12 protein-coding genes are annotated in these 13680 nt (G+C 47.3%); 5 read left to right on the plus strand and 7 right to left on the minus strand.

Annotation, left to right across the window (positions count from 1 at the left end):
• Nucleotides 1–24: 24 nt before the first annotated feature.
• From MHI48_RS03680 to MHI48_RS03695, 4 genes are all read right to left on the minus strand, one after another.
• On the minus strand, nucleotides 25–1182 hold the full coding sequence (locus MHI48_RS03680) for a Ger(x)C family spore germination protein (protein ID WP_405143038.1): 1158 nt from the start codon (nucleotides 1180–1182) through the stop codon (nucleotides 25–27).
• The gene (locus MHI48_RS03685; RefSeq protein ID WP_076254884.1) at nucleotides 1179–2648 is read right to left on the minus strand and encodes a spore germination protein; all 1470 of its coding nucleotides are present in this window, start codon (nucleotides 2646–2648) and stop codon (nucleotides 1179–1181) included. The genes MHI48_RS03680 and MHI48_RS03685 overlap by 4 nt, the downstream gene beginning before the upstream one ends.
• Nucleotides 2629–3735 carry an endospore germination permease gene (locus tag MHI48_RS03690; protein ID WP_405143040.1) on the minus strand — a complete coding sequence of 369 codons (1107 nt, stop codon included), beginning with the start codon at nucleotides 3733–3735 and terminating at the stop codon, nucleotides 2629–2631. Before MHI48_RS03690 ends, MHI48_RS03685 begins: the two co-directional genes overlap by 20 nt.
• Nucleotides 3736–3955: 220 nt before the next feature.
• The gene (locus MHI48_RS03695; protein ID WP_405143042.1) at nucleotides 3956–4891 is read right to left on the minus strand and encodes a DMT family transporter; all 936 of its coding nucleotides are present in this window, start codon (nucleotides 4889–4891) and stop codon (nucleotides 3956–3958) included.
• Between the two features lie 159 nt (nucleotides 4892–5050).
• Here MHI48_RS03695 and MHI48_RS03700 point away from each other — a divergent pair, with 159 nt between their 5' ends.
• Complete coding sequence (locus MHI48_RS03700; RefSeq protein WP_405143044.1) at nucleotides 5051–6445, plus strand: PLP-dependent aminotransferase family protein; 1395 nt, start codon at nucleotides 5051–5053, stop codon at nucleotides 6443–6445.
• Between the two features lie 138 nt (nucleotides 6446–6583).
• Here the strand turns inward: MHI48_RS03700 and MHI48_RS03705 are convergent, their stop codons facing one another.
• Together MHI48_RS03705 and MHI48_RS03710 are read right to left on the minus strand one after the other, a co-directional pair.
• Nucleotides 6584–7903: a glutamate-1-semialdehyde 2,1-aminomutase gene (locus tag MHI48_RS03705; RefSeq protein ID WP_405143046.1), complete on the minus strand. Its 1320-nt coding sequence runs from the start codon at nucleotides 7901–7903 to the stop codon at nucleotides 6584–6586.
• Nucleotides 7904–8034: 131 nt separating this feature from the next.
• A complete protein-coding gene (locus tag MHI48_RS03710; RefSeq protein WP_047841428.1) occupies nucleotides 8035–9078 on the minus strand; it encodes an LCP family protein in 1044 nt (347 codons plus the stop codon).
• A gap of 212 nt (nucleotides 9079–9290) precedes the next feature.
• Between MHI48_RS03710 and MHI48_RS03715 the strand changes: the two genes are divergently transcribed.
• From MHI48_RS03715 to bcp, 4 genes are read left to right on the plus strand one after another with little or no spacing between them, the layout of a single operon-like run.
• Nucleotides 9291–10337 (plus strand): ATP-binding cassette domain-containing protein, encoded by a 1047-nt coding sequence (locus tag MHI48_RS03715; RefSeq protein WP_036614079.1) that lies wholly within the window; start codon nucleotides 9291–9293, stop codon nucleotides 10335–10337.
• A 1-nt stretch (nucleotide 10338) separates the two neighbouring features.
• Complete coding sequence (locus tag MHI48_RS03720) at nucleotides 10339–11133, plus strand: ABC-2 family transporter protein (protein WP_036614077.1); 795 nt, start codon at nucleotides 10339–10341, stop codon at nucleotides 11131–11133.
• Between the two features lie 5 nt (nucleotides 11134–11138).
• Nucleotides 11139–11924 (plus strand): ABC transporter permease, encoded by a 786-nt coding sequence (locus MHI48_RS03725; protein ID WP_036668209.1) that lies wholly within the window; start codon nucleotides 11139–11141, stop codon nucleotides 11922–11924.
• 45 nt (nucleotides 11925–11969) lie between these two features.
• The gene (gene bcp / locus MHI48_RS03730) at nucleotides 11970–12434 is read left to right on the plus strand and encodes a thioredoxin-dependent thiol peroxidase (RefSeq protein WP_405143049.1); all 465 of its coding nucleotides are present in this window, start codon (nucleotides 11970–11972) and stop codon (nucleotides 12432–12434) included.
• Nucleotides 12435–12525: 91 nt separating this feature from the next.
• Here the strand turns inward: bcp and MHI48_RS03735 are convergent, their stop codons facing one another.
• Nucleotides 12526–13653, minus strand: coding sequence for an endospore germination permease (locus MHI48_RS03735; protein ID WP_340388925.1), 1128 nt, complete (start codon nucleotides 13651–13653; stop codon nucleotides 12526–12528).
• Nucleotides 13654–13680 lie beyond the last annotated feature (27 nt).

Below are 13680 nucleotides of genomic sequence, written 5' to 3' on the forward strand. Positions count from 1 at the left end.
GGTACGGGGCTTCTATTTCTTCATTTATTCGCTGTATTTATACGTGCTCGCATTCAGGATATCCACGTGAACCTCCACATTTCCAAGCTTAAAACGTTGGAGTGGATCCGCCCGGTTGTAGACTTCCTGTTTCCATAAGGGAAGGTTGTGGCGATATAAGTGTTCCACAAGACCGTATGAATCGATCTTGCGTTCCTTGGTTTTTTCAAACGTATCTCGGATTTGGGATTCGATCTGTTTCTCCGCTTCTTGTTCCATGGCATGAGGCGTACGCGGGGCTCCATGGTCCTCAATGATGGCACTTTTAACCGTAGTCGCCAGATCAAATGTTACGCCATCACCTTGCTTCCTCGCCGTGATTCTCGTCTTGGGATGATGAAGCATCAAAGTTAAGTCAGGAATTTTCCCACCATTCGCATATACATATAGTGGGTACTGATGTACACGCTCATAATTTACGTATCGTGTACCATCTGCGTCTGCTCCTGCAACTCTACCCTGACTTGTGCCTTTGGATATCACATAAAATCCATCCATTCTAACAAGGGGAGGCGTTTTATCGCCGTTGAACCAAGTCTCGTTCCTCGTTGACACCGAGGGTAAAAGAACGACAGAAGCGGGTTCCCGTAATCCATCAAGTAGCTGATGGAGCCGGATAGGTTCGTAAGCGGAATGCTGTTTGTATAGTCTCATGGGCTCAAATAATTCAATGGTCTGGGCGGATTGGTTCAACAATGCAGAGGGAGAGAGTATATCCGGAATGTTATGCTCTGTAGCGTAGATCCAGGGTGTATATCTCAATTGGCCTGAATGAAGAAGTGTATTAAAGATATCCTCCAGTCGACCATCCAAAGCTCTTTTGGATAGAACAATAGCTTTCACATGAGTCCAGAGCGTTAGCTGCTGTGACGTTTCATACAAGTCGTTAATAGCCATGTTCAGTGTTGTACCCTCGCCCCGTCCAGTCCAGATATCCCTTGTCTCCCGGGAAGTTGGCGTTTCCTGTTTTGCAATACTGGAGAAGTCAATCAGTTGGGCATAAGCAATATACTGGTTGTCTACATAGTCAATTCCTATCGCCGTAATGAAGTTTATACTTTGCACCTCTTTGGAATCCCAGCACCCCGTTAGCAGGATCAAGCAGCTTATAAGAAGGCCGCTTATGGATGCCCATCGTTTCACGGACGTTTCCTCCGGCGAGTAGAATCCTGTGTATGAAGTGCTTCTGGGCGCTTGGTTCTTTTCATGGAAGGTGGCATGGATACGGCTTGAGTGAAGTCTCCGGGAATGTAGGGAGATACAGGTGACAGATAGGATACGCCATAACACTCCAACGATACGAGGTGCACCAACAAGGCTAATAGTCCGATCATAAAACCGAATAATCCAAGAATGGAAGAGATGAGTAACATCCCGATCCGAACATGGGCAGTAGCCCCGCTTAACACAGTATTCACGAGAATATAGCTAGAGATGACCGAGATCGCAACCGTGACAATAATCGTAGGGGACGTAATCCCGGCTCTAATGGCAGCATCCCCAATAATAAGCCCGCCAACAACGCTGACCGTTTGCCCCAACGCACGTGGTAACCTACGCCCTGCTTCGTTGAATAGCTCGAACATAAAAATCATCAGGAACGCTTCCAGCGTCACGGGCATGGGCAGGCCCATTCGAGTCCCAGCAATCGTTGCCAGAAGAGGCAGGGGAATCTGTTCCACATTGAAGCTGGTCAGGCCAATATAAAAGCCTGGGAAGAAACAGGCGATCAGCAGTCCTGAAATACGTAATATCCGTTCAAAAGTAACGATAAAAAAGGGTGTACTTTCGTCCTCCGGAGACTTCAATTGATTGAAAAGTGTAGTTGGTGCGATGACCGCTACAGGAGAACCTTCGATCAAAACGGCAAAACGACCGTTTAACAGGGAATCAACGACAAAATCAGGACGCTCGGTATTATCTGTAAGTGGAAAGATACTCCGAATCCCTCCCATGACAGCTCGCTCCATGATTGAGGTACCCAGTATGCCGTCAATCTCAATCTGATCCAGATTGTGCCGAGCTTCTTTTAGAATATCTGGATTGATAATATCTTTTACATATAGAAGTCCAATGGCTGTCTGGGTACGACCGCCTTTGACATATTTCTCATAACACATCGAAGATGTTTTCATTCGTTTGCGAATAAGGGCCACGTTGGTAGTGAGTTCTTCGGTGAATCCATCGCGCGGGCCTTTAACTGATGTCTCAATAGCCGATTCTTCGGGACTGCGTCCCGGGATATCAGCAATATCCACACTGCAGGACTGCACACCATTACCGAAAATGATCAGTAGTTGTCCACTAAATATCAACATATTAAGCTTGTTAGTATCTGTGAGGTCATCCAACGGATTCAATGTTAATCCCAGTTCTTTAGGATGTGATTCCTCTATGATCAGGGAGTGCTGTTCCAGACGTGGAATAATAAATTGGTTAATTTGTTTACCGTCGACGAGACCGTCGCAATAAAGCAGAATTACGGGCTGATCAGATTCATCTTTGACAGGAAAGGTCTGAATAACGACATCTGCACATGGATTGAACTGCTCTTTCAAAGAGGCAAGCAGTGTCTCATGGGACGTGGTGTCAATCGCTTGATGCTCCATGATGTTTCCTCCTCTGATGGCGTGAATGGATAAAGGCAACCGTCGTCGCGATAATCGCAAATCCGCTCAGATACACGAGATTGAACGGAAATATGTATTCGACCAGAAGCTTTTCGAAGGTCATATCATCCAGAGGATACAACATGGTTAGAATAAAGAAGACACCTAACGAGATACAACTGATAAGCCTTCTGGTAGAGCTCTTAATATTCCATATTTCTACTACAATATACATGGCGAGACTAATCCGGGTGAACGAGCCTGCGAGCCACTGGTAGATGGAAAAGAAGTCGGTCTGGGCGATGTATTTGCCCAAGGAGGCGATTCGCCATTCTTCAAAGGCGGGATATCGCATTTTGGCAGCCTCAAAAGGATCAAATTCCACAATCGCCCCGATGAGTGGGCCGACTGTTAGTCCCACAAGAATGAGTGCGAGCATCAGATACTGCCATACACGTATACGTTTGGTGAGATGAGGCTGGATATACCAGATGAACAGCAGTTCAAACATGCCTGCAAGACTGTAAATCATGCCATTCAGCACCGGATGCCAGCCATGTTCTAACACAGGCAGTAGACGACTGTAATCCTTATATTGAGTGTTCACAATTGCAACATAGAAGCCCAGCAGTACCACCAGTGGAAGGATCAATCCTGCCGTAAATGCCAGTGAGCGAATACCTTTATACGCAGCGTAGGCACAGAGAGTCATCAAAGCAATACTGGTTACCAATATTGGCGTTTCTGTCAGGTAATTTGTTTTGGCCCAAGTCGTGGTTTCGTGCAGGGTGAAATAGATTGCGCTCAGAAAAAAGAGACTGTTACCAACTCGAAAGAACAGACCGATAGGCTTGCCGAGACGGGATGTTAACCATTCATGCAGGTTTTGATGTTGGAGGAAACAAGAGACATAGGCGAGCATTAGCGCAAATATCAGAAATGGTCCGGCTGATAACAGGACGGAAATCCAAGAATCCCTTTTGGCCGCAGCCAAAAGGGCAGGAATAATCAGAACATGGCTGATCAAGCCAACGGACAACATGATCAACATCATAGCTTGTAAAAAAGAAGGTTGTGTTCGTTTCATGCTGAGGGGTCCCCTTTTCCCAGTAGACTGTCCTCAGCAGTGTTAACGTGATTGGAGCGCTTCATACCGTCAGTCGAAATAACGAATACCCATGGCTTCTTTTACCTCTAAGATCGTTTCCCGAGCCGCTCTCCAGTCAAAATGCGGGGGTTGGGGAGGATGGGAGCGTATAACTCGTTGAACCGGCGAACCAACTTCCGCGCTGTCTCAATATGGGGAATCATGCTTTTATCCCACTGACCAGCCTATGTTTGCGACCGCTCATATTGGTGCCAAACACACCGGCGATAATCAACAATGCACCAATATAGTGATGGCTACCCACTGGTTCATGCAATATCCATGCACCTCCTACGATGGAGATGAGCGTGGACAGATTACTGAATACACTCATTTGCGAAGCCTCCAGATGGGTCAGGGCATAGCTCGCGAGCAGGGTGGAGATCATGGTGGAGAGGATCGCCAGATAAGCGAGTGCACCCAGGTAGGATGTATCTCCAAGCGGTTTGATATAGTCCATCATGGAGCCGTTGGACGCATGTCGGATCAGGGAAGCGGCGTTAAATACAATACAGCCAACCATCAGTGTGACCCAAGTTAATTCCATTGGTTTATACTTCTGGGTTAATGGTCTTGCAAGCACACCATACCCTGCAAAACATACCGTGGATAGTAGCAATAATGCAATGCCCTTCAGGTTACTCATAGATACGCCGCTTCCTTGCATCATGAAAATAAAAACCACTCCAGCGACAGACAGAAGCAGGAACAACTTCTGCATCGTGGATGTGCGTTCCTTCAGGAAAACTGAAGCCAGAACGAGTGTGAATACAGGGGCCATAGCCTGAATAATACCGGCTTCCGATGAGTTGGAAGATACGAGTCCAAAGGCTTGAAAGGCAAAAAATAAGACGGGAGATAACAGCCCAAGTGGAATGATTCGCCACAGATCACGAAGGCTCAGTCGGATTTTGATCCAGCCAAAAATGACAGGAATGCTGACAACGATCAACGACAGGGCGAATCGGTGGGCAAGCACATCGATTGGATGTGCAACCGTGACGGTCATTTTAACAAATAAAAAAGATAGACCGATAATAGCTGCGTACAATACAGCTGCGATATAGGCGTATCCCCGAGTGTGTGTTGTGTTCATGAATGCTCCTCCAATACAGTAGTCATAGCGCTTTATCTTTCATTATCCTGAATTATGTCAGGTTCGAGGCATGTGCTGGCCTTATTCAATATACTGCCAGGTGCATCGTGCTACAATAGATAAAAGGTTAAACTGTATCGGTACAGTTGTTGGAGAGGGATGGGTGCATTGAGAAAATACGAAGTGATTGCCGAAGCGTTAAAGCAATGGATTCAGGAACAGATGCAGCAGCAGGATCGTCGCCAGTGGGCAGATAAGGGCATTCGACTGCCAGCAGTTCGAGTTGTAGCAGAACAATATCAATGCAGTGTAAGTACAGCTATTCGTGCATATGAGTGGCTGGAACAGCGGCATTTGGTGTATGCCATACCTCAATCCGGTTATTATGCCGTACAGAACGGGACAGGTGCTCAGGACATGGACTGGCAGGGAGCGTTGGACTTCGCTTCGGCTGCTCCTGATCCACGGGTCTTCCCTTATGCAGACTTTCGTCATTGTGTGGATCAGGCGATGGAGAAGAAGCAGGCAGAGTTATTCATGTATGGCACGGATCAGGGATTACCTTCGCTTATTCTGCTGTTGCAGAAGCAGTTTGCGGATTATCAGGTGTTTACGAGAACGGAGCAGTTTTTTATCACGTCAGGTGTGCAACAGGCACTGGCTGTACTTGCATTGATGCCTTTTCCCAATGGAAAGAGAAAAGTACTGTTGGAACTACCGACCTATCACAATATGCCCTCGCTACTGAGTGGATTAAATGTGCCGATTGCCGGTGTGAGACGTGCCCTGGACGGGCTGGATTGGGCATCACTTGAACGTCAGTTCGCTGAGGAAGATATCAAGTTTTTCTATGTCATGCCGCGCTTTCACAATCCAATTGGCACATCGTTGACTGTTGCTGACAAGAAGAGACTGATCCGGCTTGCACAGCGGTACGATGTCTATCTGGTGGAGGACGATTATCTGGCCGATCTGGAGGACAATACGAAACAGGACCCACTCTGGTCCTATGATACGGAAGGCCGGGTCATCTATTTGAAGAGTTATTCCAAAATTTTGTTTCCAGGTCTGCGCATTGGTGTAGCTGTTCTGCCCTCACCACTAATTCAATCTTTTGGAGCTTACAAAAAAATGCTCGATATCGACACTTCCGTTCTGTCTCAAGCTGCTCTGGAGATCTATGTCCACAGCGGAATGTTTGCTCATCACAGGAAAGTGATTCGTAACCGCTACGCTGCCCGGATGAACACGGTGCATGAGCAATTGGACACATATCCAGACTTTGCTCCATTTATGGACGCTCCTCGAACAGGAGGGGAGCATACCGTATTGCCCTTGGCGGGTGATATGCCGCTTCGTATTCTGCTGTCCCGGCTTCAAAAGCGCGGAGTCATCGTTGATACGACAGAACGGTATTATCCGGAGGGAACATATCAGGTGCATCAGGATCAAATGTTGCGCTTGAACATCTCCAATGTGCCGAAGCAGCGAATCGAGGAAGGGATGCAGAAGATCCGGGAGGAAATTTTGAAACTTCAGATCAGGCAGAGATAACGTGAAGAATCGGAGTGTTGTCCGTAAATAACAAAAGGCGTCCACCCAAGTTGATCACTTGTTGGACGCCTTTTCCTTGAGTTACTATCTATCAACGATGCAGCTTGTACGCTACATTGTGAATGGAAATAATCTAATTTATTCCTGAGCCATCGCCTTGAAGGAAGCTTCTGCGGCTTCCAATGTAGCCTGAACATCCTCGTCTGTATGAGCCGTGGTCAGGAACCAGGCCTCATATTTGGATGGAGCCAGGTTAATGCCACGGTCCAGCATGTGACGGAAGAAGGAAGCAAACAGCTCTCCATCCGTGTCTTGAGCATGATCATAATTCGTAACCGGATGGTCACAGAAATGGGTGGAGAACGCACCGCGGATCCGGTTGATCGTCAGCGCAATGCCATGACGGTCAGCAGAAGCTTGCAGACCTGTCGTCAGGTCGATAGCAAGACGTTCCATCTCTTCGTATACACCCTCGCCTTGCAGGACCTCCAGACATGCGATACCAGCCGAGATGGATGCAGGGTTACCAGCCATCGTTCCCGCCTGATAAGCCGGCCCAAGCGGAGCAACCTGCTCCATAACATGTTTGCGTCCGCCGTAAGCACCGATTGGCAGGCCACCACCAATAATTTTACCAAGAGCCGTCAGATCGGGTTCAATCTCCGCATGGTTATTGAGTCCGGCATATGTCTGAGTAGAACCGTAATGGAAACGGAAAGCCGTAATAACCTCGTCATAGATAACCAGTGAGCCGTTGGCCCGTGTCATGGCACAGAGACCTTCCAGGAAGCCAGGCTCCGGCATAACCATACCGAAGTTCCCAACGATCGGCTCAACCATGACCGCGGCGACATCATCACCCCAGCGCTCCAAAGCATCCTTCAGGGCTTCCAGATCATTGTAGGGCACAGTAATGACTTCTTGTGCAATACTGGCTGGAACTCCCGCACTGTCAGGAATTCCGAGCGTGGACGGGCCTGAACCGGCAGCGACAAGCACCAGATCGGAGTGACCATGGTAACATCCGGCGAATTTTACGATCTTGTTGCGTTTGGTGTAGGCACGAGCGACCCGAATCGTAGTCATGACCGCCTCTGTACCGGAGTTTACAAAACGCACTTTATCCATGGAAGGAATGGCTTCCTTCAGCATTTTGGCGAGCTTGATCTCAAGTTCAGTCGGGGTACCGTATAGCACGCCATTTGCCGCTGCTTCCGTAATGGCCTGCGTAATATGCGGGTGGGCATGTCCTGTAACAATCGGACCGTAAGCGGCCAGATAATCAATATAACGGTTGTCATCGACATCCCAGAAGTGGGCACCTTGAGCTTTTTTCATAAATACAGGTGCACCGCCACCAACGGCTTTAAACGAGCGTGAAGGGCTGTTTACACCTCCTACAATATGCTCAAGTGCTTCTGCGTATAGAAGTTCGGAACGGGAACGTGATGTATTCATAAGATAACTTCCTTTCGTAATTCAAAATATGATAAAGGTACAAACCACAGAAAGATATGATGATTTTCTCATAATAGTATAGCCGGGCACAACGAGAGGGCAGCGTAATGGCTGCCCTCTGCATGTTTAGATTACTGAGCCGGTTGCTCTGACTTCTGATCGTCACCACTGGCTGTTTTATCTTCGGTGCTGGTTGTACTATCATCCGTAGTAGCAGGCGGGTGAATAATATCCTGAATATGCTGCTTCAATTTCTCTTCATTGGTAACCGTCAATACTTGCGCACCGCCTGCTGTACGTTCTTCTTTCAGCAAGTTCATTGGCGGAATCTGCTCACTGCCGTTCATGCTGCTCTGGTATCCGAGTCCACCCAGTTTCCACATGTCGGAGAGTGTCAGATTCGTATCTACGTAAGGATTAACCTGTTCCAGAATGGCAGGCAGCTTGGCAATGGTAGTTGTTGACTGCATTTTCGCTGTTACAGCTTTCAGCAACTCACGCTGACGCTCGGAACGAGCGAAATCCGACATCGCATCATGGCGGAAACGAACGTACATGAGCGCTGTCTCGCCATCCAGATGCTGATACCCTTTTTTGAGATCAATATCGTATTCGTTGTTGTCTGCTTTACTTGTATAGTGCATGTCTTTCTCCACATCAAAATCAACACCGCCAACGGCATCCACCAATTTGATGAATCCCTGGAAATCCGTATACACATAATACTGTACAGGAATGCCGAGCAGGTCGCCGGCAGCTTGCATCGCTGCATTAGGACCATGGGTGATAGCGGTGTTGATCCGCTCCTTGCCATATCCGTCAATATTGACGTAAGTGTCGCGCAGAATGGAGAACAGATTGATTTTTTTGGTCAGTGGATCGAGCGATACAACCATCATGCTGTCGGAGCGAGGAACTTCACCTTTTTTCAATCCACGTGCATCGACACCCATAACGAGAATATTTACCGTTTCTGTGCCTTCCCATTTGGGTGGGTCAGGCGTATTTACTTTCTCCACATTTTCGATGCCTGCAAATGGTGAATCGTCGCCGTCCTTTGCCAAACCGTCCAACTGATTGAGAATAGAACCGAAGTAATATGCCGCTGCTCCTCCAATAATTAACACGAAGGCGGCAAGAGAAATCCATATGGTTCTCTTCGTCTTTCTGGTCATGCTAGCTCTCCTTTGTATTTGAGATGAAATAAAAAAACGAGTTCGAGTATTCAAGTAAGAACTAGTCGAAGCTTTCCGTACACGTCTTTTCCCAACATAAGGGCAGGACGCGGCTCCAGACTATTTTAAAGCTTGCTGAATTTTGACTGATACCATTATAATTTCTTTTTGGGCTACAAGCAATTTCAACAAAATCCAAGTGAGGTATAATCATGCTGGCGATTGATGTCAAAGATTTGCGCAAGTCGTTTAGCGTCCAGAAAAGCCGAGGTGGGCTGAAGGGCGCATTCCAGGACCTGTTTGCACGCCAATACCAAGAGGTATTGGCTGTAAATGATATTTCGTTTCAGATTCCGCAGGGTGAAATATGTGGATATATTGGGGAGAACGGTGCCGGTAAATCAACAACGATCAAGATGTTGACTGGCATTTTGGTGCCTACTTCAGGGCAAATATCGGTTGGTGGATATGTTCCGTATCAGGAACGGGAGAAGTTTGTACAGAATATAGGTGTTGTTTTTGGTCAGCGCAGTCAATTGTGGTGGGATATTGGTGTTATCGAATCCTTCCATTTATTGCGCAAAGTATATCGTGTCGGAGAGGTCGATTTCCGCAAACGGCTGGATGAACTGGTTGAGCGGTTGCAGTTACAGGACCTGCTAAGTCGTCCGGTACGGAAGCTCAGTCTTGGTCAGCGTATGCGCTGCGAGTTAGTGGCAGCCTTGTTGCATAATCCAAGTATTGTTTTCCTGGACGAGCCAACTATTGGTTTGGATATTGTCGTGAAGTCGGAAATTCGGGATTTTTTGAAAGACATGAACAAGGAGCATGGAACGACCATTCTGCTCACAACCCACGATTTGCAGGACATTGAGGCACTGTGTTCCCGGGTGATCATGCTTGATGCAGGCAACATCATTTATGATGGAGGTCTGGATCATCTCAAATCCCAGTGGGGTAAGGAGCGGGAGATCCGTTTCAAATTTGGTTCAGCTCACAACATCAGTCAGATGCAGGAATGGACTGCTGCGTTGCCTGTACGTTGGACGGTTGAGAATGAATTGTCCGCATCCGTATGGATTCCGCTGGAACTGAATGTTTCGGATGTACTCGGACGTGTCGTTGGACAAGCCGATATTACCGATATTCAGATTATTGAGATCAACACGGATGAGATTGTGCGCAGTATTTACCAATCCGGTTCCGCCGAGCGTCCCGAGATTGTGGGAGCAGGGAAAGAAGCGGTGGGTGTATCCTGAGATGAATAGTGCATTTATTGATTTTATGCGCATCCGTTTTTTAACGATGCTGGCATACCGGGTGAATTATTACTCCGGCATTTTGATATATACGCTGAATATCGGCGTGTATTACTTTACCTGGCAAGCCATTTACGGTAGCAGTGGTGAACTCGGCGGCTTCACGGCAGCACAGATGACCACTTACATCGCTGTATCCTGGATGGCACGTGCCTTTTACTTTAACAACCTGGACCGGGAGATTGCCGCAGATATACGGGATGGCTCCATTGCGATTCAATTCATCAGGCCGATCAATTACGTTATGGTCAAAATGATGCAGGGTCTTGGCGAAGGTATTTTCCGCTTCCTGCTGCTCATGATTCCGGGGATGCTCATTGCCATTCTGCTGTTCCCGGTTGAATTGCCTACGGCGCCATCGGCGTGGATTGGCTTTCTCGTCATGCTGTTCTTCAGTTTCCTCATTAATTCCCAGATTAATGTGATAACGGGACTGGCGGCATTCTTTGTGGAAAACAATGAAGGCATGATGCGTATGAAACGCGTCGTGGTTGATTTGTTCTCCGGTCTAATCATCCCGATCAGCCTGTATCCAGGCTGGATGTCTGCGGTGATGAAAGTATTGCCTTTTCAGGCCATTACGTATCTGCCCGGTTCCGTCTTCACTGGAAGAGTGGAAGGTACCGCCATCTGGAGTGTACTCGGTATTCAGGTGTTCTGGTTTGCCGTACTGCTGCTTCCGATGGTATTGATCTGGCGTAAGGCGCGCAAGCGTCTGTTCGTGCAAGGGGGATAACAGATATGTACTATATGGGTCTGATCTGGGAATATTTGAAGAATTACATGAAAACACGACTCACGTACCGTGCTGATTTCTGGGTGGAGATCCTATCGGATCTGCTGTTCCAGGCAACTAACCTGATCTTTATCTTTGTGGTCTTTCGCCATACGGATAACCTGGGCGGCTGGAGTGAGAGTGAAGTGCTCTTTGTTTATGGATATTTTATGGTGCCCTATGGCATCTTCAGTTGTTTTATCAATCTGTGGGGATTCAGTGAGCGGTACATCGTCAAAGGTGAGATGGATCGGATCCTGACACGTCCTGCACATAACCTGTTCCAGATATTGCTTGAAAATGTAGATCCGCCTGCACTCATGGGTTCGTTTATCGGCCTGATCATCATGATCTTCAGTGGCGCAGAGATGGGTCTGATGCTGGAGTGGTGGCATATCCCTGCCTTGATTATTTTGGCACTCAGCTCAGTCATGATCTATGCCGGCATCTACACCACATTGACTTCACTATCCTTTTATTCGGACGCGCCAACAGGTATCCTGCCGTTGATGTATAACATTCAAGGATATGGACGCTACCCGGTAACGATCTATAACCGTGCTATTCAGGTGCTGTTAACCTGGATCATTCCGTTTGCCTTTGTGGGGATCTATCCCGCAGCGTTGTTCCTGGAGAGGTCCGAGATGCATCGCATGGCGCTGCTTACACCTGTGATGGGATTGGTGTTTGGTTCGATGGGCTTGCTGTTGTGGAATTTTGGCGTGAAGCGGTATCGCGGAGCAGGTTCATAATAACGCCCTATAGCATTTCATGGGGGAGATTAGGGAGGAACTGACATGACGTTAAATGTAGGCGAATTGGCACCGGATTTTGAGCTTCCGTCCAGTACGGGAGAATCAGTAAAGCTTTCGGATTACCGCGGACAGCGGGTACTGCTTTATTTTTACCCCAAGGATATGACCTCGTCCTGTACGCAACAAGCTTGTGATTTCCGGGATCGACATGCTGAATTTGAAGGGCTGAACACGGTCATTCTCGGAATCAGCACCGATCCGATGAAACAACATGACAAGTTTATCGCCAAATATGGACTGCCTTTCACCTTGTTGTCGGATGAAGAGCACGTTGTAGCCGAGCAATACGGTGTATGGCAGCTGAAGAAAATGTATGGCAAGGAGTACATGGGTATGGTTCGCTCCACTTTTATGATTGATGAAGAGGGGATATTGATCAAGGACTGGTCCAAAGTTCGGGTCAAAGGACATATCGAGGCTGCGCTTGAGGCTTTGAAGACATTGTAATTAATGATTTAGACATGTGTGAATAAATACATCTTAACCGTTTCATCATTAAAGGCTGTGCTTCGCGGAATTTACCGTGAACACAGCCTTTTTAGGTGGGCAATCGTTTATGATTGGTTGAATTGTTCTTGCTCTTGCCCGAACGAAGCCGATGCACAAGCAGTAGGAATAGCGGAATAATAAAGCTTACCGTGATATCCCAATCCACCCAAGCGGGCATGATCGTATTGGTGTAGAAAATGACATTGGGAGAAATCAGTACAGCTAACGCGAATAATAACATCGCTGATGGCAGGATGAGAGGTTTATATGTCTTTAACCGAAATAGCTGAGCTGTTCCAACGACAAAGGAGAACATATACAGCAGACTCTTGAAATAGGTAGCAATTAACCAAGCGGTCGCCATGAACGCCTCAATTCGCTCAAAAAAGTTGCCGATATTAATTTTTTGGGACAGGGTATAGGAGATGTAGATGTCATGCTGTGTCAGAAAGGGGCCAAATATCATCAGTGAAATGACCAACAATGTGGTTAGCAACAGCCCTCCACATAAAGTAGCGAGTAACATGTCCCGTTTGATGTGAGGCCCGGACATCACATAAGGAAGAACCATGGTGATCACGATTAGTTCACCAAAGGAAGTGAAAGCCCCTCTAATGACAGACTGCATCAGATGAAGCCAAGGGGTGTCCAAGTAAGGCTGTAGATTTGAACTGTCTACTTTGGGCATCAGCCCCAGAAATAATAGAATCATAAATGCAACAACGATTGGAGTCAGCATTTCACTACTTGCTCCTATTGTATGCAAGCCATGCATAAGCCCCCAGACCAGAGCGCACATAAGGATAATTAGAATGACCCGGATGGGGGTCTGAAGGTAGATCTGTGTGGTCATAAAGTCACCGACTTCACGGATACATATGACAGCGCCTATGGCGAAATAAAATAGATATGCAGCTGCCAAAACAGACCCTGCCCACCGGCCAAGTATTTTTTGGCAGATTTCAATAAGGGAAAGATCAGGGTGCGTCTGATGAAGATTGTATAGCACCCACATGATGAGCATGCCGATCGGTTGACCGATAAGAGAACAGATCCATGCATCCTGTTTACCGGAAGCAGTAACCACGGAGGGGTAGAGTAGAATCATGTCCCCAATCATGACGAGAAAGGTAAGGACTGCAAATTGCCTAATGGTGATTTTCTCCTTAATTAACATAGACACCGTTCTCCTTCTCTATATTCA

The organism is Paenibacillus sp. FSL H7-0942, from assembly GCF_045040715.1.
In the GTDB taxonomy this organism is placed as follows: domain Bacteria; phylum Bacillota; class Bacilli; order Paenibacillales; family Paenibacillaceae; genus Paenibacillus; species Paenibacillus amylolyticus.

Excerpts from the sequence above, each read along its gene's own strand:
- MHI48_RS03690 (WP_405143040.1), bottom strand. The coding sequence starts at position 3,735 with ATGAAACGAACACAACCTTCTTTTTTACAAGCTATGATGTTGATCATG.
- MHI48_RS03715 (WP_036614079.1), top strand. The coding sequence starts at position 9,291 with ATGCTGGCGATTGATGTCAAAGATTTGCGCAAGTCGTTTAGCGTCCAG.
- MHI48_RS03710 (WP_047841428.1), bottom strand. The coding sequence starts at position 9,078 with ATGACCAGAAAGACGAAGAGAACCATATGGATTTCTCTTGCCGCCTTC.
- MHI48_RS03695 (WP_405143042.1), bottom strand. The coding sequence starts at position 4,891 with ATGAACACAACACACACTCGGGGATACGCCTATATCGCAGCTGTATTG.
- MHI48_RS03735 (WP_340388925.1), bottom strand. The coding sequence starts at position 13,653 with ATGTTAATTAAGGAGAAAATCACCATTAGGCAATTTGCAGTCCTTACC.
- MHI48_RS03685 (WP_076254884.1), bottom strand. The coding sequence starts at position 2,648 with ATGGAGCATCAAGCGATTGACACCACGTCCCATGAGACACTGCTTGCC.
- MHI48_RS03725 (WP_036668209.1), top strand. The coding sequence starts at position 11,139 with ATGTACTATATGGGTCTGATCTGGGAATATTTGAAGAATTACATGAAA.
- MHI48_RS03705 (WP_405143046.1), bottom strand. The coding sequence starts at position 7,903 with ATGAATACATCACGTTCCCGTTCCGAACTTCTATACGCAGAAGCACTT.
- bcp (WP_405143049.1), top strand. The coding sequence starts at position 11,970 with ATGACGTTAAATGTAGGCGAATTGGCACCGGATTTTGAGCTTCCGTCC.
- MHI48_RS03720 (WP_036614077.1), top strand. The coding sequence starts at position 10,339 with ATGAATAGTGCATTTATTGATTTTATGCGCATCCGTTTTTTAACGATG.
- MHI48_RS03700 (WP_405143044.1), top strand. The coding sequence starts at position 5,051 with ATGGGTGCATTGAGAAAATACGAAGTGATTGCCGAAGCGTTAAAGCAA.